The following is a 16,193-nucleotide window of genomic DNA, read 5'->3' on the forward strand; positions in this document are numbered from 1 at the left end:
GAGTCACTCCCGCATCGCCTCCGCCGCGAGGGCGTCGGCCTCGATCAGCAGCACGTCGTCGGCAAGGCCCTGGGCCACCGTCTCGCGGCCGATCAGCACCAGCACCGGCACCGCGAGCGGGGAGACGCGGTCGAGTGCGACATGGACGATGCGCTCGGCGGCGCGCTCGATCAGCGCGCCGAGCCGGCCGACGTCGGTCATCTTCGCGCGCGCATCGGCCCAGGCGGCGTCGAGCAGCAGATGGTCGGGCTCGTAGCGGCGCAGCACGTCGTAGATCAGGTCGGTCGAGAAGGTGACCTGCCGGCCCGACTTCTTCTTGCCGGGATGCTGGCGCTCGACGAGGCCGCCGATCACCGCCACCTCGCGGAAGGCGCGCTTGAGCAGCGCCGATCCCTCGACCCAGTCGACGAACTCCTCCTCCAATATCTCGGGCGAGAACAGGCTGGCGGGGTCGGTCACCGGTTCGATCGAATAACAGGCGAGCGCATAGTCGGAGGAGACGAAGCCGAGCGGGGAGATGCCCTGGCTCTCCATCCGCCGGGTCAGCAGCATGCCGAGCGACTGGTGCGCGTTCCAGCCCTCGAAGCTGTAGATCACCATATAATGGCGCTTCTCGTGCGGGAAGGTCTCGACCAGCAGCTCGTCGGGCGCGGGCAGGCGCGATCGGCGGTCCTGCATCTCCAGCCATTCGCGGACGTCGTCGGGGAAGCGCGGCCATTGCGACGGATCGTGGAGATAGGCGCGCACCCGGTCGGCGAGGTGGGTCGAGATCGGCATGCGCGCGCCGCCATAGGTGGGGATGCGCGCGGGCTTGGAGGTGGCGCGGACGATCAGGTCGGTGAGGTCGATCTTCTGCACCTCGAGCGCCATGCCCATGAAGAAAAAGCAGTCGCCCGGCGACAAGGTGGTGCCGAACCCCTCCTCGACCTTGCCGAGGCTGCGGCCGTTGCGGAAGCGCACGTCGAGCATCGGCGCCTCGACGATGATCCCGGCGTTGAGCCGGTGCCGGGCGGCGAAATCGGGGTGGCTGAGCCGCCACTGCCCGTCCGGGGTGCGGGCGAGGCGGCGGAATTTGTCATAGGCCTTCAGCGCGTAGCCGCCATTGGCGATATAGCCGAGCACCCGGTCGAACCGCGCGGCGGTCAGCGTCGCATAGGGCGCGGCGCGGTTGACCTCGGCGAGCAGTTCCTCGGCGCGGAACGGCCCGGCGCAGGCGATCGCCAGCACATGCTGGGCGAGCACGTCGATGCTGCCGGGGCGGAACGGCTCGTTGTCGAGCTCGCCCGCCGCGATCGCGTCGAGCGCGGCGCGGCCTTCCAGATATTCGAAGCGGTTGCCGGGGACGATCACCGCCTCGCTCGGCTCGTCGAGCCGGTGGTTGGCGCGGCCGATCCGCTGGAGCAGGCGCGAGGCGCCCTTGGGCGCGCCCATCTGGATGACGAGGTCGACGTCGCCCCAGTCGACGCCGAGGTCGAGGCTGGCGGTCGCGACCAGCGCGCGCAGCCGCCCGGCCGCCATCGCCTCCTCGACCTTGCGCCGGGCCTCGCGCGACAGCGATCCGTGGTGGATGCCGATCGGCAGGCTCATCGCGTTGACCTTCCACAGGTCCTGGAAGATCAGCTCGGCGAGGCTGCGGGTGTTGCAGAAGATGATCGTCGTGCCGTGGGTCTCGATCTCGGCCATCACCTGCTCGGCGGCGTAGCGCCCCGAATGGCCGGCCCAGGGGATGCGCCCCTCGGGGATCAGCATGTCGATGCGGGGCGGCGCGCCGGGATCGCCCTCGACCAAGGCCACCGCTTCATAGTCGCCGTCGCCCGACAGCCAGCCGCGATAGGCGTCGACGTCGGCGATCGTCGCCGACAGCGCGACCCGGCGCAGATCGGGGGCGAGGCTGCCGAGCCGGGCGAGCGACAGCGCCAGCAGGTCGCCGCGCTTGGTGGTGGCGAAGGCGTGGACCTCGTCGATCACCACCGTCCTCAGTCCCGCGAACAGCGCCGCGCTGTCGGGATAGGAGAGCAGCAGGCTGAGCGATTCGGGGGTGGTGAGCAATATCTGCGGCGGCTTCGCCCGCTGCCGCGCCTTGCGGTCGGACGGGGTGTCGCCGGTCCGCGTCTCGACCCGGATGTCGAGCCCCATCTCCTCGATCGGGGTCAGCAGGTTGCGGCGGACGTCGACCGCGAGCGCCTTGAGCGGCGAGACATAGAGGGTGTGGAGCCCCTCGCGCGGTTCCTCGACCAGCTCGACCAGCGTGGGGAGGAAGCCGGCGAGCGTCTTGCCCGACCCGGTCGGCGCGACGAGCAACGCGTCCCGCCCAGCGCGGGCGGCGGCGAGCATCTCCATCTGGTGACGGCGCGGCGCCCAGCCCTTGGCCGCGAACCAGCCGGCGAGGGGTGGGGGGAGGCCGGTCATCGCCCACCCGCCCCCGTCATTCCAGCGAAAGCTGGAATCTCACTGCCTTCGCGCGGGGAGAACGAGGCGAAAGAAGGGAGATCCCAGCTTTCGCTGGGATGACGGGCGGTCTCGGCTTCAATGCGCGACCTGTTCCCCGCGCTGCAAACCGGAGAGCGCAAGCTGCTCGTCGATCTGGGCGAGCAGGCGGTCGAGCCCGGCCTGGTCCTTCGCTTCGGCGCGGGCGACGAGGACGTCCTGGGTGTTCGACGCGCGCAGCAGCCACCAGCCATCCGGCGTGTCGACGCGCGCGCCGTCGGTGCGGTTGACGTTGGCGCCGGCCGCTTCGAGCCGGTCGAGCACCTCCTCGACCACCTCGAACTTGCGGCTCTCGTCGACCTGGAAGCGCATCTCGGGCGTGTTGACCAGCGCCGGCATCCGGTCCTTGAGCGCGGTCAGCGAGCCGCCGAGCCGGCCGATCGCCTCGATCAGGCGGACCGCCGCATAGAGCGCGTCGTCGAAGCCGTACCAGCGGTGCTTGAAGAAGATATGGCCCGACATCTCGCCGGCCAGCGGGCTGTCGGTCTCGGCCATCTTCACCTTGATCAGGCTGTGGCCGGTCTTCCACATGCAGGGCGTCCCGCCCAGCTCGGCGATCCGGTCGAACAGCGCCTGGCTGGCCTTGACGTCGGCGATGATCGTGCCGCCGGGCACTTCCTCCAGCACCGGCTCGGCGAGGATCGAGAGGATCTGGTCGCCCCACACCACCCGGCCCTCGCCGTCGATCGCGCCGATCCGGTCGGCGTCGCCGTCGAAGGCGATGCCGAAGTCGAGCCCCTTCTCCGCGACCAGCGCCTTGAGGTCCGCGAGGTTCTTCTCCTCGGTCGGGTCGGGATGATGGTGGGGGAAACGGCCGTCGATCTCGGCATAGAGGACATGGTGCTCGCCGGGCAGGCGCTTCACCAGCTTCTCGAGGATGCGGCCGCCCGCGCCGTTGCCGTTGTCCCATCCGATCCGGAAGGCCGGCCCGGCGAAATCCTGGAGCAGCCGGTCGACATAGAGGTCCTCGACGTCGGCGTCGGTGACGGTGCCGGCGCCCTCGTCCCACTCGCCCTCGGCGGCCATGCGGCCGATCGACTGGATCTGGTCGGCGAAGAAGGGCTTGTGCTGCAGCACCATCTTGAAGCCGTTATAATCGGCCGGGTTGTGGCTGCCGGTGATCTGGATGCCGCCGTCGACCTCCAGCGTCGCCTCGGCGAAATAGAGCATCGGCGTGGGGCCGAGGCCGGTGCGGACGACGTCGACGCCGCTCTCGGTCAGGCCGCGCACCAGCTCGTCGCGCAGCGATTCGGACGAGACCCGGCCGTCCCACCCGACCGCGACCCGGGTGCCGCCTGCCCGGCGGACATGGGTCGCGAAGCCGCGGCCGATCGCATGGGCGTCGGCGGGCCCCAGCGTCTTTCCGACGATTCCGCGGATGTCATATTCGCGCAGCGAGGTCGGGTCGAAACGATGGGTCAAATCATCCTCCGTTGAGGGACGGGTACAGGCGCGCCGGACGGCGAGTGCTCAACCTGATTAGCGCTTCCGCAGTTCCGCCAGCAATATGTCGCGCGCCGCATTGACGCGCCCGGCCAGTTCGGTCGAGCCGCCCTGGTCGGGATGGACCCGCGCGACCAGCCGGCGATGCGCCGCCCGGATCGCGTCGGCGTCGGCGCCCGGGGCGACGCCGAGCACGCGGCGGGCCTCGTCGCCGTCCATCGCCGGATGCCGGGCGCCGGGCGCGCCGGCCGGCCGCATCAGCAGCCAGATACCGGGCAGGAACATCGGCAGCGCGATCATCCAGGCGCCCTTGGTCAGCAGCAGCAGGCCGCCCAGCGCCGAGGCGGCGGCGGTGAGCTGCTGGCGGTCGAGCCCCCGCCCCCATTGCCACCAGGCGACCGCGGCGGCCGCCAGCAGCAGCAGGATCATCCGGCCGCCGCCTGGCTGGGCGCCTGATGCTGGGGCCATTGCGACAGCGCGAGGCCGGCGACCATCTCGCGCAGCTCCTGCCGCGCGGCGACGTGGCCGATCCCGGCCTCGCTGCCGATCGCCTTGAGATCGAGCAGGGTGAGGCCCTTGGGGAAGAGCTCGCGATAGATGACGCGTTCGGACAGGCCGGGGATGACGCGGAAGCCGACCCGCTTCGCCAGCTCCTGCATCGCGTCGGCGACGCGGCGCATGTTGCGCGCTTCGAGATGCTGGAGGCGGTTGCGCAGCAGCACCCAGTCGACCGTGCCGCCGTCGATCCGGCCGCGTGCCTTGCGCGCTTCCCAGACCAGTTCCGAATAGAAGCTCGGCCGGCGGATCTTGAAGGTCTCGGGATCGACCTGGCCGATCAGGTCGAGGTCGACGAAGCTGTCGTTGATCGGCGTCACCAGCGTGTCGGCGCGGACGATCGCGGCGCGGGCATGTTCGTCGTCGCGGCCCGGCGTGTCGATGACGATGACCTCATGGTCGGCGGCGAAGCCGTCGATCAGGTCGTCGAGCCGATGCCCCCTGGCCGGATCGAAGGTCTCGAAGCTCGGCGTCGGCAGCGGCTGGCCGGTGCGCTGCGCGGTCGCCTGCCGGTTCTCCAGATAGCGGGCGAGCGTCCGCTGGCGCGTGTCGAGGTCGATCGCGGCGACCCGGCGGCCGGCGCTGGCGAGCGCGACCGCGACATGGACCGAGGTCGTCGATTTCCCCGACCCGCCCTTTTCGTTGGCGAAGGTGATGAGATGGGCGTTTGGCAAACTATCTTCCCTTCGCCGCACCGCGCTTGATCGGGCGGCCGGCCTTGTCCAAGGAGCGTCTCGTTAAACGGGGTTTATAATCGGTGCAAATCGTTCGGAACATAGACGATCTCCGGCAGGAGGTCGCAAAATTGAGGATAAGTGGGGCGCCGGTCGCGCTGGTGCCGACCATGGGGGCGCTCCATCGCGGCCATGTCGCGCTGGTCGACGCTGCGCGCAGCCGCGGATGCCAGGTGGTGGTGTCGATCTTCGTCAACCCCACCCAGTTCGGGCCAAGCGAGGATCTCGACGCCTATCCGCGCCGCGAGGCGGCCGACGCGGCGATGCTCGACGGCGCGGGCGCGACGCTGCTCTGGGCGCCCGACGTGGCGACGATGTACCCGCCGGGCTTCGCCACCAGCATCTCGGTCGGCGGGGTCAGCGAGCGCTGGGACGGCGCCGCCCGCCCCGGCCATTTCGCCGGGGTCGCGACCGTCGTCACCAAGCTGTTCCAGCAGGTGAAGCCCGACATCGCCTTCTTCGGCGAGAAGGATTTCCAGCAACTCGCGGTGATCCGCCGCTTCGTCGCCGATCTCGACATCGATATCGAGATCGTCGGCGTCCCCACCCAGCGCGACGACGACGGCCTCGCCCTTTCCTCGCGCAACGCCTATCTGAGCCCCGAGGAGCGCGTCACCGCACGCACCCTGCCCCGCGCGCTCGGCGAGGCGGCGGCGGCGATTGGCCGGGGCGGCGACGTCGCGGCGGCGCTGGCGGCGGCGATCGCGCGGCTGGCCGAGGCGGGCTTCGACCCGATCGACTATGTCGCGCTGGTCGACGCGGCCAGCCTGGAGCCGATCGATCGCCTCGACGGCCCCGCCCGCCTGATCGCCGCGGCCAGGCTCGGCGGCACCCGGCTGATCGACAATCTGGCGGTGGAGCCCGACTGACCATATTCCCCCTCAAGCGGAAGAATGTGGTTGCTGGGGGCGGACTCTTGGCGGAAAGCCCTGCGGGACGAGCGAGGAGGCTCGCTGCACTCGCCACCCACCCCCGGCCCCTCCCTTGAAAGGGAGGGGGGTAGAAATTTAAAGTTCGCCCCCGCCGCGCCGTTAACCTTGTCGGGGAACGGCGCGGTCGGCCAGCAAGAGACTGCCGTCGCTCCCGGGGGAACAGTGGAGCGAGACATGGGTCACAGTCTCAAGTCGCATCAATTCCTGACCGAAGCCCGCCTGCGCGACGCGATGGCGGGCGACATCGACGCCTGCTTCCAGCTCGGCGTCTCCTTCTCGGCGGGGGCCGACGGCTGTCCGCTCGACCTCGTCGCCGCGCACAAATGGTTCAACATCGCCGCGATCGGCGGCAACCTCCGCGCCGCCGAGTGCCGCGCCGAGATCGCCGAGGAGATGACCGCCCGCGAGGTGCTCGAAGCGCAACGCCAGGCGCGCGCGATGCTGGGCTTCGGGAATCGGCTGGCGGCGTAGTTTGTTTGGCCTCAGGCGCCGGCGCGGGCATCCGCCCGCTTGGCTATCCTCGCATAAGCTCGGGCGCGCGTTCGCGCTTGCGGAGCCCTGGCGGGCTCCGACGATCAGCTCTGCGTCGGGACGCACCAGCGTCCCGCAAGGCCGAACGGCCGCCCGAGCTTATGCGAGGATAGCCAAGGTCGCGGATGCGACCGCCGGCGCCTGAGGCCAATCAAAGACTCACTCCCCCCTTTCGGAACGGTGTATACTCTTCCAGCCCCTCGATGTTCGCGGCGACGGCGCGGCGTTCCTGGTCCAGATAGTCGGCGACGGCATTGCGGAAGCCGGCATGGGGGATGAAGTGCGCCGAGAAGGTCGGTACCGGCTCATAGCCGCGCGCCAGCTTGTGCTCGCCCTGCGCGCCCGCCTCGACCCGGGCGAGGCCGCGCGCGATCGCGGCGTCGATCGCCTGATAATAGCAGAGCTCGAAATGGAGGAAGGGCACCTCCTCGGTACAGCCCCAGTAGCGGCCGTAGAGCGTGTCGGCGCCGATCAGGTTGAGCGCGCCCGCGATCGGCTCGCCATCGCGCAGCGCGAGCATCAGCAGCACCCTGTCCGCCATCCGCCGTCCGAGCAGCGAGAAGAAGCGCCGGGTCAGATAGGGCCGCCCCCATTTGCGCGATCCGGTGTCCTGGTAGAAGCGCCAGAAGGCGTCCCAATGCCGTTCCTCGATCGCGGCGCCGGTCAGGTGGACGATCTCCAGTCCCGCGACCGCCGTGGCGCGCTCCTTGCGGATCGCCTTGCGCTTGCGGGACGCGAGCGCGTCGAGGAAGTCGTCGAAGCTGCCATAGCCGCGATTGGCCCAGTGGAACTGGCGGTCGGTGCGGATCAGCCAGCCCGCCGCCTCGAACAGCGGCACCTGCTCGGGCGCGACGAAGGTGGCATGCGCCGACGACAGGCCGTGCTGCTCGACCAGCGCCTCCGCCGCCGCGATCAGCGCGGGGGCGAGGCCGGGGTCGCGCAGCAGCAGCCGGGGACCCGGCACCGGGCTGAACGGCACCGCGATCTGCAGCTTGGGATAATAGTCGCCGCCCGCGCGCTGCCAGGCGTCGGCCCAGGCGTGGTCGAACACATATTCGCCCTGGCTGTGGCTCTTGGCATAGGCGGGCAGGATCGCGGCGGGGCGGCCGTCGGCGCCGTCGACGACGATCGGGATCGGCTGCCAGCCGGTGTGCGCGATGGCGCTGCCCGACTCTTCGAGGATCGACAGGAAGTCGTGCGAGACGAAGGGATTGCCGTTGCCGGCGCAGGCGTCCCAGGCGTCCCGGTCGATGCTGGTCACCCCTTCCGCCGTCCGGGCGGTGACGGGCTCTACCATCCGGGCGCCTCGAAGATGATCTGGTCGGCGCAGTCGGCGGCGATCGCCTGCTGCTCGGCCGATCCCACGGTCCAGGCCAGGATCGGGATGCCGCGCTTGCGCTGGCGCTGGGCGAAGCGGCTCGGCAGGTCCTGGATGTCGATCGCCAGGAATTCGGGCTGCGAGCGCCAGATCGCCTTGATCTGCTCGGTTCCCGCTTCCTTGGCGTAGACGCTGTCGTCGGACAGCATCAGCCCGCGGGTGATGCGGCTGCCGTGCGAGGCGAACCAGCGCGGCACCTCGGGGTGGAGCGACATCACCGCCGCCTCGCCGCGATAGCCCTCGATCGCGTGGCGCACGGCGACGCAGAGCTGCGAGACATGGCCCTCGATCGTGCGGAGCTCGACCAGCACCGGGGTGCGGCCCGCGACCAGGCCCAATATCTCCTTGAGCTGGGGGATGGTCTCCTCGCTGTCGCGCAGGCGGACCTCGCCGAGATGCTTGCTCGACAAATGCCGGACCTGGCCGGTCTCTCCGGTCATCCGCTCGATCGTCGGATCGGCGATGACATAGGCGAGCCCGTCGAGGCTGAACTGGACGTCGACCTTGACGCCATAGCCCATCGCCACCGCCGCCTCGATCGCGGCGCGGCTGTTCTCGGGATGGCGGCTGCCGTGAAGGCCCTTGTTGGCGAAGGGGGTGCGCGTCAGGAAGCCGACGCGCCGGGCGTCGGGGACCGGAAATCGCCAGCGATCAAAGAGCCCGAACGGCGACAATGGCATCGACCTCCACGGCCGCGCCGAGCGGCAGCACCGGAACCCCGACCGCGCTGCGCGCGTGGCGGCCGGCGTCGCCGAACACGGCCTGCATCAGCTCGGATGCGCCGTTGGCGACCTTGGGCTGGTCGGTGAAATCGGGGGTCGACGCGATGAAGGCGCCCAGCTTGACGATCCGCTCGACCCGCGACAGGTCGCCGCCCAGCGCCGCCTTGATCTGCGCGATCAGCATGATGCCGCAGCGCTTCGCCGCCTCGGCGCCGTCCTCCAGCGTGACGTCCTGGCCGAGCCGGCCGGTGATCAGGCTGCCGTCGGCGCGGAAGGGGAGCTGGCCCGAGATGTGGAGCAGGCCGTTCGCCTCGACCGCCGGCACATAGGCGGCGACCGGCGCGGCGGGGGCCGGAAGCGCGATCCCCAGTTCGGCGAGGCGGCTGTCGATGGTCATGGGGTTTCTTTCCTGTAGTCCCCGCCGGGCGTCAAGCGGGCTATTGACGGGGAGGGCGCGATGTCTGCTTGGGAATGCGCCGGTGCGGCCTCGAAATGCGCCCTTCCGCGCATTTCCGGATAGGCTTTCAGGCGAAGCGCGACACGATCCAGGCAGTTCGCCCAGTTCACGTCGATCCGGGCATGGGCGTCGGCGGCGGGGTCTGCAGGCGGCGAGGCGGCCCGACATGTGCAGCCGCCAGACGTCGGGCGCGTGGCGCGCGACGGAGGCGTGATGATGGGGCAGGTCGTCGACGAACACCGTCGCCGATGGCCGATATTCGGCGACGAGGCCGGCGACCGGCTGGCCCTTGCCGCCCTGGTTGCACTGGACCCGGTGGCGGATGCCGACCGCTTCGAGCTGCGCGACCCGGCCGGCGTGGAACTGGTCGGTCAGGTTGGTGAGGACGACGATGTCGGCCAGCTCGGCGATCGTCGCCAGCGCGCGGGCGGCGTGGGGGACCAGCGTCTGGCGGTGCATCTCGGTGGTGAAGAAGGCGTCGAGCAGCGGGCCGATATGCTCCTCCTCGACCGGGCTGCTGTCGGCGCGGCGGGTGAGCGCGCCGGTGAAGTCGGGCCGCTCCATCGCGAAGTCGATCGCGTGCGCCTCGTCGAGCCACGCGCCGAACGGCGTGACCATGTGGAGCAGCACCTCGTCGCAGTCGGTGATCAGCAGCGGCCGGCCGCCGGGCTGGCCCATTGTCGCGTTCGTCACGACAGCGCCTCCCGCGCGCGGCTCAGCTCGGCGGGCGTCGCGCCGATCGCCTCGGCGCAGGCGACCAGGTCGGGCTCGTGCCCCGACAGGAAATCGAGCAGCGCGCCGAGGATCGCGGGGTCGGTCGCGCCGGCGCGCAGCGCGTCGGGGGTCAGCCCGGTCAGGTCGAGCAGCCGGCGGGCGCGGGCCGGGTCGTCGAGCGTCCAGGCCAGCGCCTTGAGCCCCGTCACCAGCGGCGCATCGTCGCCGGAACCACGGGAATTTGCGGGATTTGATTCCGCGAAGGGCATGACGTAGGCTCGCCGCTCGGTTAGATGTGGCTGCCGTGGCGAAAAAAATCCTGATTGTCGAGGATAATGAGCTGAATCTCCGGCTCTTCCGCGACCTGCTCGAAGCGCATGGCGCGGAGGTCAGGACGGTTCGCGACGCGCGCGAGGCCCTCGACGCCATCCGCATCTTCCTGCCCCAGCTCGTGATCATGGACATCCAGCTCCCGCACATCAGCGGGGTCGAACTGATTCGCATGATGAAGACCGACGGTCAGCTCGAGGCGATCCCGGTGATGGCGGTGACCGCCTATGCCGGCAAGGGCGACGAGAGCCGGGTGCGCGAGGCGGGCGCCGACGCCTATGTGTCGAAGCCGATCTCGGTGTCGCGCTTCGTGCTCGCGGTCGAGGAACTGGCCGGTACGCTCGACGGCTTCGTCCGCGCGGGATAGGTGAAGGGGCGGTCATGTGCGACCGCTTCTCTCCTCGTCATTCCCGCGAAGGCGGGAATCCACCGGCGAACAAGTCCCGAACCAACAGAGACACGACCAGGCGGCCTGGTGGATTCCCGCCTTCGCGGGAATGACGATCAGGGGAGGTACAATGGCCCAGACAAACGAAAACACCCGCCCGGAGGCGGGTGTCTTTCGATCAGAAGGCCGCGGGCGCGAAGCCCGCGCGGCGCTTACTTGATCTTGGCTTCCTTGAAGTCGACATGCTTGCGCACGACCGGGTCGTACTTGCGGAAGCTCAGCTTCTCGGTCTGGGTGCGCGGATTCTTCTTGGTGACGTAGAAGAAGCCGGTGTCGGCGGTGCTGACGAGCTTGATCTTGATGGTGGTCGGCTTGGCCATGACCCGAAACCCTTAATCGCTGTGCAAAAAATAAAGCGGCGTCGCGCGCCGCTGTTCGGATGGGGCCCTTAATGGCGGAACGGGTCCGGAGTCAAGGATGCTGTGGATATCCCGGGTCGACCTGCTGATCGAATCGGTCGATTTCTGCAACCGATGATTTTCAGGCGACGGTGGCGACACCTTTTGCCACGATGATCGTTGACGAGCCGAATCGAGAAGGGAGCACCCGAGATCATGGCCAAGAAAGCGAAATCCGCCCTGGCGACCCCCACCGACCTGTCGAGCAACAGCGCGATGAGCGTCGCCGATGCGCTGAACGGCATCCTGGCCGACAGCTTCGCGCTCTATTTCAAGACCAAGAATTTCCACTGGCATGTGTCGGGCCCTCATTTCCGCGACTATCACCTGCTGATGGACGACCAGGCGGCGCAGATCCTGGCGACCACCGACGTCATCGCCGAACGGGTCCGCAAGACCGGCAACACCACGCTGCGCTCGGTCGGCGACATCGCCCGTCGCCAGTCGATCAAGGACAATGACGCCGACTTCGTCAGCGCGCAGGACATGCTCAAGGAGCTGCGCGACGACAATCTCGCGCTCGTCGCCAAGCTGCGCGAGGCCAAGGACATCGTCGACGCCGCCAAGGACAACGCCACCAGCGGCATCCTCGACGAATGGACCGACCAGGCCGAGGAACGCGCCTGGTTCCTGTTCGAGACGGCGCGGAACGCCTGATCTCCAGACCACGTCATCCCGGCGGAGGCCGGGATCTCGGGAGAGTCGCGGTGCGCTTGGAACCTCCTGAGATCCCGGCCTCCGCCGGGATGACGCCCTGCCAGGATTGACCTTCTCCCCCGATTCCCTTACCGCGACCGCGTCATCCGGGGAGTAGCCGGCCGCCCATCGGGCGGGGATCGCGTCAACATGCTTGGGGGAGACCTCATGGCGCGGTCGAGCTTTCGAGCTTGGCAAGACCGATGACACCCGACCTCCGCCTGCCGGGCGGGGGGTCTGGTGTCGTCCGTCCATAGTCCGCCCGGCCCGGAATTGTCGCATGGATGTGATCCTCGCCTCGACCCTGCTCGTCGCCTTCGCCGAAATCGGCGACAAGACGATGCTGCTCGCCATCATCCTCGCCTGCCGCTTCCGCGCGCCGGTGCCGATCATCCTCGGCATCTTCGCCGCCACCATCGTCAACCATGCGCTCGCCGCCTGGGCGGGCTCGGCGGTGTCGGGGCTGCTCGACGGCACCTGGTTCCGCCTCGCGGTCGCGCTCGGCTTCCTCGCCATGGCGGCGTGGACGCTGGTCCCCGATAAGCTCGACGAGGACGAGGCAGCGGTGAAGCCCGCCCGCTACGGCGTCTTCCTGACCACCGTCGTCGCCTTCTTCATGGCCGAGATGGGCGACAAGACCCAGATCGCCACCGTCGCGCTCGGCGCGCGCTACCATGCGGTCGGGCTGGTCGCGGCCGGCACCACGCTCGGCATGATGATCGCCAACGTCCCCGCCGTCTTCCTGGGCGACCGGATCACCCGGATCGTGCCGCTCAAGGCGATGCGCATCGCCGCCGCGACGATCTTCGCGATCCTCGGCATATTGGCGCTGCGCGACCTGATGTGATTCCCTTCTCGCCCGTCGCCCCGGCGGAGGCCGGGGTCTCGGGCGGTTGAGCGCATCGCGCCTCCCCGGAGATGCCGGTCTCCGCCGGCATGACGATTGGGGGGAAGCGGAGCCGAATCGGCCGGGTCCGTTGTCAGCCGCGCCGCGCTGCTTTAAGGCGCGGCGCGTCATGACCGCGCAGATCATCATCGCCGTGCCCAAGGGCCGCATCCTCAAGGAGGTGCTGCCGCTGTTCGCCGCGCTCGGCATCGTGCCCGAGCCGGCCTTCGGCGACGAGGACAGCCGGTTGCTGCGCTTCGCCACCAACCGGCCCGACATCGGCCTGATCCGCGTTCGCGCCTTCGACGTCGCCACCTTCGTCGCGCATGGCGCGGCGCAGCTCGGCATCGTCGGTTCGGACGTGCTGATGGAGTTCGACTATTCGGAACTCTACGCGCCCGTCGACCTCGCCATCGGCCATTGCCGCATCTCGGTCGCCGAGCCCGTCGCGATGGCGGCCGGCGACGATCCGCGCGAGTGGAGCCATGTCCGCGTCGCGACCAAATATCCCAACATCACCCGCCGCCATTTCGAGGCGCGCGGCGTCCAGGCCGAATGCGTCAAGCTCAACGGCGCGATGGAGATCGCGCCGGTGCTCGGCCTGTCGAGCCGGATCGTCGACCTCGTCTCGACCGGCCGGACGCTCAAGGACAACGGCCTCGCCGAGGTCGAGACGATCGCCGAGGTCTCGTCGCGGCTGATCGTCAACCGCGCCGCCTTCAAGACGCGGGCGGGCGAGATCGGCCCGCTGGTCGAGGGTTTCCGCCGCGCGGTGGAGGACAAGAATGCCGCTTAGGCTGGACAGCCGCGACGCGGGCTTCGCCGCCGCCTTCACCGCGCTGGTCGACGGCCGGCGCGAGGCCGATGCCGACGTCTCGCGCGACGTGGCGGCGATCGTCGCGGCGGTGCGCGAGCGGGGCGACGCCGCGCTCGCCGACCATACGCGCCGCTTCGACCGGCACGACCTCGATTCGTCGGGCTGGCGGATCGACCGTAGCACCTGCGACACGGCGCTGGCCGGGCTCGATCCCGCGCTGCGCCAGGCGCTCGAACTGGCCGCGACGCGCATCGCCGCCTATCACGCCGCCCAGCGCCCCGCCGACAGCAGCCGCACCGACGAGGCCGGCGTCCGCATGGGCGCGCGCTGGGGCGCGGTCGAGGCGGCCGGGCTCTATGTGCCGGGCGGCCGCGCGGCCTATCCCTCCTCGGTGCTGATGAACGCGATTCCCGCGAAGGTCGCCGGGGTCGACCGGATCGTCATGGTGACGCCGACCCCCGACGGCGTCGTCAACCCGCTGGTGCTCGCTGCCGCCGCGCTCGCGGGCGTGGACGAGGTGTGGCGGATCGGCGGCGCGCAGGCGATCGCCGCGCTCGCCTATGGCACCGAACGGATTCGCCCGGTCGACGTCGTGGTCGGCCCCGGCAACGCCTGGGTCGCCGAGGCGAAGCGCCAGCTCTACGGCGTGGTCGGCATCGACATGGTGGCGGGCCCGTCCGAGATCGTCGTCGTCGCCGACAAGGACAACGATCCCGCCTGGATCGCCGCCGACCTGCTCAGCCAGGCCGAGCACGATCCGACCAGCCAGTCGATCCTGTTCACCGACGATGCCGGCTTCGCCGACGCGGTCGCGGCGGAGGTCGAGGCGCAGCTCGGCCGGCTCGCGACCGGGGCGACCGCGCGGGCGAGCTGGGACGCGAACGGCGCGATCGTCACCGTCGCCGGCCTCGACGAGGTGCCCGCGCTCAGCGACCGGCTGGCGCCCGAGCATCTCGAGCTGGCGGTCGCCGATCCGCAGGCGCTGTTCGACCGGGTCCGCCATGCCGGCTCGGTCTTCCTCGGCCGTCACGCGCCCGAGGCGGTCGGCGACTATGTCGCGGGCCCCAACCATGTGCTGCCGACCGGCCGCCGGGCGCGTTTCGCCTCGGGCCTGTCGGTGCTCGACTTCATGAAGCGGACCAGCTTCATCGCGCTCGATGCGGCGGCGATCGCCGCGATCGGGCCGGCGGCGGTCGCGCTCGCCACGGCGGAAGGGCTGCCCGCGCACGCGGCGTCGGTCGCCGCCAGACTGGAAGCTTAGGACAATGGCCAAGATCAATGAACGCGCTCGCTCGCGCAGCGCCGCCCGCCTCGCCGCCGCGCAGGCGCTCTACCAGCAGGAGATGGAGGGCACCCCGCTCGCCGCGCTGCTCGACGAATTCCACCAGCATCGGCTGGGCGCGACGATCGAGGACGTCGAATATGCGGCGGCCGAGGTCGCCTTCTTCGACGATCTGGTGAAGGGCGTCGACGCCCGCCGGGCCGAGATCGACGCCGCGATCGGCGCGCGGCTGGCGAGCGGCTGGACGCTCGAGCGGCTCGACCGGCCGATGCGGCAGATCCTGCGGGTCGGCGCCTATGAGCTGATCGCCCGCCCCGACGTGCCGACCGCGACCGTGATCAGCGAATATGTCGACGTCGCCGACGCCTTCTACGACAAGAAGGAAAAGGGCTTCGTCAACGGCGTGCTCGACGGCATCGCGAAGGCCGTGCGCGTCTAGGCCCGCCGCGGGTGACGGTCGACACCACGATCCTCCACGATCCGCTGTTCTGGCTGCTGGGCATCCCGGCGGTCGTCCTGCTCGGCCTCGGCAAGGGAGGCTTCATCGGCTTCAGCACGCTGGCGATGCCGCTGGTCGCGATGGCGGTGCCGCCGGTGCAGGCGGCGGCGATCCTGCTGCCGCTGATGATCGCGCAGGACGCGGTCGGCGTCTGGGCCTTCCGCCGCAGCTGGGACCGGCACGTCATGGTGGTGATGCTGCCCGGCGCGGTGCTCGGCATCCTGCTCGGCTATGTCTTCGCCGCCAGCCTGCCCGAGGCCTGGATATTGCTGGCGCTCGGGCTGATCTCGATCCTGTTCGGCGGGCAGCGGCTGTGGGTCGAGCGCGGCGGCACCCCCGCCCCCGCCCGGGTGCTGCCCGACTCGGTGGGTTTCCTGTGCGCGACCGCCTCCGGGCTGACCAGCCAGATCGCCCATGCCGGCGCCCCGCCCTACCAGCTCTGGGTCTTTCCGCAGAAGCTGCCGCGCGACGTGCTGGTCGGCACCACCGCGATCTTCTTCGCGCTGATGAACTGGATCAAGGTGCCCGCCTATGTCGCTCTCGGCCAGTTCACCCCGGTCAACCTGCTCGCCTCGGCGGCGCTGCTGCCGATCGCGACCCTGGCGACCTTCGCGGGGGTGCGGCTGGTGCGGCGGATCGATCCCGAGCGCTTCTACGTGATGGTCTACGGGCTGACCATGCTGGTCGGGGTCAAGCTGAGCTGGGACGCGGTGAGCCGGCTGGCGGGGTGAACGCCCGTGCTTTTCTCCGTCATTCCCGCGAAAGCGGGAATCCACGGACACGGGACGTTTTTTGACGCAAGGTGCCGCCGTCCATGGATTCCCGCTTTCGCGGGAATGACGGTGAGGGGCGGTTCCTCTCGAAACGATTTGATCCCAAGGTGA

18 protein-coding genes and 1 riboswitch are annotated in these 16,193 nt (G+C 69.9%); of the genes, 9 read left to right on the plus strand and 9 right to left on the minus strand.

Translation table 11 applies throughout. From position 1 onward, the window contains the following. Nucleotides 1-3: 3 nt before the first annotated feature. The 4 genes from HRJ34_RS19300 to HRJ34_RS19315 form a co-directional block, all read right to left on the minus strand. The gene (locus HRJ34_RS19300; protein WP_208632141.1) at nucleotides 4-2,409 is read right to left on the minus strand and encodes a ligase-associated DNA damage response DEXH box helicase; all 2,406 of its coding nucleotides are present in this window, start codon (nucleotides 2,407-2,409) and stop codon (nucleotides 4-6) included. A gap of 117 nt (nucleotides 2,410-2,526) precedes the next feature. After that, nucleotides 2,527-3,909, minus strand: coding sequence for a phosphoglucomutase/phosphomannomutase PgmG (pgmG, locus tag HRJ34_RS19305; RefSeq protein ID WP_208632142.1), 1,383 nt, complete (start codon nucleotides 3,907-3,909; stop codon nucleotides 2,527-2,529). A 57-nt stretch (nucleotides 3,910-3,966) separates the two neighbouring features. Then, complete coding sequence (locus HRJ34_RS19310) at nucleotides 3,967-4,359, minus strand: J domain-containing protein (protein ID WP_029994442.1); 393 nt, start codon at nucleotides 4,357-4,359, stop codon at nucleotides 3,967-3,969. Then, nucleotides 4,356-5,159, minus strand: a complete 804-nt coding sequence (locus HRJ34_RS19315) for a division plane positioning ATPase MipZ (RefSeq protein WP_012048993.1) — start codon at nucleotides 5,157-5,159, stop codon at nucleotides 4,356-4,358. The genes HRJ34_RS19310 and HRJ34_RS19315 overlap by 4 nt, the downstream gene beginning before the upstream one ends. Before the next feature lie 83 nt (nucleotides 5,160-5,242). Between HRJ34_RS19315 and panC the strand changes: the two genes are divergently transcribed. After that, a complete protein-coding gene (gene panC / locus HRJ34_RS19320) occupies nucleotides 5,243-6,088 on the plus strand; it encodes a pantoate--beta-alanine ligase (protein ID WP_208632143.1) in 846 nt (281 codons plus the stop codon). Between the two features lie 237 nt (nucleotides 6,089-6,325). Next, nucleotides 6,326-6,622 carry a hypothetical protein gene (locus HRJ34_RS19325; RefSeq protein WP_012048991.1) on the plus strand — a complete coding sequence of 99 codons (297 nt, stop codon included), beginning with the start codon at nucleotides 6,326-6,328 and terminating at the stop codon, nucleotides 6,620-6,622. 211 nt (nucleotides 6,623-6,833) lie between these two features. Here HRJ34_RS19325 and HRJ34_RS19330 read toward each other — a convergent pair whose 3' ends face one another. The 4 genes from HRJ34_RS19330 to HRJ34_RS19350 all read right to left on the minus strand — a co-directional run bounded on the left by HRJ34_RS19330 (nucleotide 6,834) and on the right by HRJ34_RS19350 (nucleotide 10,222). After that, on the minus strand, nucleotides 6,834-7,979 hold the full coding sequence (locus HRJ34_RS19330; protein ID WP_208632144.1) for a GNAT family N-acetyltransferase: 1,146 nt from the start codon (nucleotides 7,977-7,979) through the stop codon (nucleotides 6,834-6,836). Next, nucleotides 7,973-8,740, minus strand: a complete 768-nt coding sequence (locus tag HRJ34_RS19335; RefSeq protein ID WP_226948758.1) for a glycerophosphodiester phosphodiesterase family protein — start codon at nucleotides 8,738-8,740, stop codon at nucleotides 7,973-7,975. The genes HRJ34_RS19330 and HRJ34_RS19335 overlap by 7 nt, the downstream gene beginning before the upstream one ends. Beyond that, a complete protein-coding gene (locus HRJ34_RS19340) occupies nucleotides 8,712-9,179 on the minus strand; it encodes a RidA family protein (RefSeq protein WP_012048988.1) in 468 nt (155 codons plus the stop codon). Before HRJ34_RS19340 ends, HRJ34_RS19335 begins: the two co-directional genes overlap by 29 nt. 749 nt (nucleotides 9,180-9,928) lie before the next feature. Then, entirely contained in the window at nucleotides 9,929-10,222 is a 294-nt protein-coding gene (locus HRJ34_RS19350) for a DUF3572 domain-containing protein (RefSeq protein ID WP_404947151.1), read from the minus strand. Between the two features lie 35 nt (nucleotides 10,223-10,257). Between HRJ34_RS19350 and HRJ34_RS19355 the strand changes: the two genes are divergently transcribed. Next, nucleotides 10,258-10,650 (plus strand): response regulator, encoded by a 393-nt coding sequence (locus tag HRJ34_RS19355; RefSeq protein WP_037506439.1) that lies wholly within the window; start codon nucleotides 10,258-10,260, stop codon nucleotides 10,648-10,650. Between the two features lie 233 nt (nucleotides 10,651-10,883). On the opposite strand, the gene rpmG is transcribed toward HRJ34_RS19355, so the two are convergent. Further along, nucleotides 10,884-11,051 carry a 50S ribosomal protein L33 gene (gene rpmG / locus HRJ34_RS19360; protein WP_208632146.1) on the minus strand — a complete coding sequence of 56 codons (168 nt, stop codon included), beginning with the start codon at nucleotides 11,049-11,051 and terminating at the stop codon, nucleotides 10,884-10,886. 234 nt (nucleotides 11,052-11,285) lie between these two features. Here rpmG and HRJ34_RS19365 point away from each other — a divergent pair, with 234 nt between their 5' ends. The 6 genes from HRJ34_RS19365 to HRJ34_RS19390 all read left to right on the plus strand — a co-directional run bounded on the left by HRJ34_RS19365 (nucleotide 11,286) and on the right by HRJ34_RS19390 (nucleotide 16,040). Further along, nucleotides 11,286-11,786 carry a Dps family protein gene (locus tag HRJ34_RS19365; protein ID WP_012048985.1) on the plus strand — a complete coding sequence of 167 codons (501 nt, stop codon included), beginning with the start codon at nucleotides 11,286-11,288 and terminating at the stop codon, nucleotides 11,784-11,786. Between the two features lie 135 nt (nucleotides 11,787-11,921). Then, nucleotides 11,922-12,092, plus strand: a riboswitch (yybP-ykoY riboswitch). A gap of 13 nt (nucleotides 12,093-12,105) precedes the next feature. Continuing rightward, on the plus strand, nucleotides 12,106-12,672 hold the full coding sequence (locus HRJ34_RS19370; protein ID WP_016747701.1) for a TMEM165/GDT1 family protein: 567 nt from the start codon (nucleotides 12,106-12,108) through the stop codon (nucleotides 12,670-12,672). A gap of 169 nt (nucleotides 12,673-12,841) precedes the next feature. After that, nucleotides 12,842-13,507 (plus strand): ATP phosphoribosyltransferase, encoded by a 666-nt coding sequence (gene hisG / locus HRJ34_RS19375; protein ID WP_016747700.1) that lies wholly within the window; start codon nucleotides 12,842-12,844, stop codon nucleotides 13,505-13,507. Beyond that, the gene (hisD, locus tag HRJ34_RS19380) at nucleotides 13,497-14,789 is read left to right on the plus strand and encodes a histidinol dehydrogenase (protein ID WP_208632147.1); all 1,293 of its coding nucleotides are present in this window, start codon (nucleotides 13,497-13,499) and stop codon (nucleotides 14,787-14,789) included. The genes hisG and hisD overlap by 11 nt, the downstream gene beginning before the upstream one ends. 4 nt (nucleotides 14,790-14,793) lie before the next feature. Next, nucleotides 14,794-15,249 (plus strand): transcription antitermination factor NusB, encoded by a 456-nt coding sequence (gene nusB / locus HRJ34_RS19385; protein WP_012048981.1) that lies wholly within the window; start codon nucleotides 14,794-14,796, stop codon nucleotides 15,247-15,249. Between the two features lie 11 nt (nucleotides 15,250-15,260). Further along, nucleotides 15,261-16,040, plus strand: coding sequence for a sulfite exporter TauE/SafE family protein (locus HRJ34_RS19390; protein WP_016747698.1), 780 nt, complete (start codon nucleotides 15,261-15,263; stop codon nucleotides 16,038-16,040). Nucleotides 16,041-16,193 lie beyond the last annotated feature (153 nt).

This window comes from Rhizorhabdus wittichii, from assembly GCF_017607425.1.
Lineage (GTDB): Bacteria > Pseudomonadota > Alphaproteobacteria > Sphingomonadales > Sphingomonadaceae > Rhizorhabdus > Rhizorhabdus wittichii.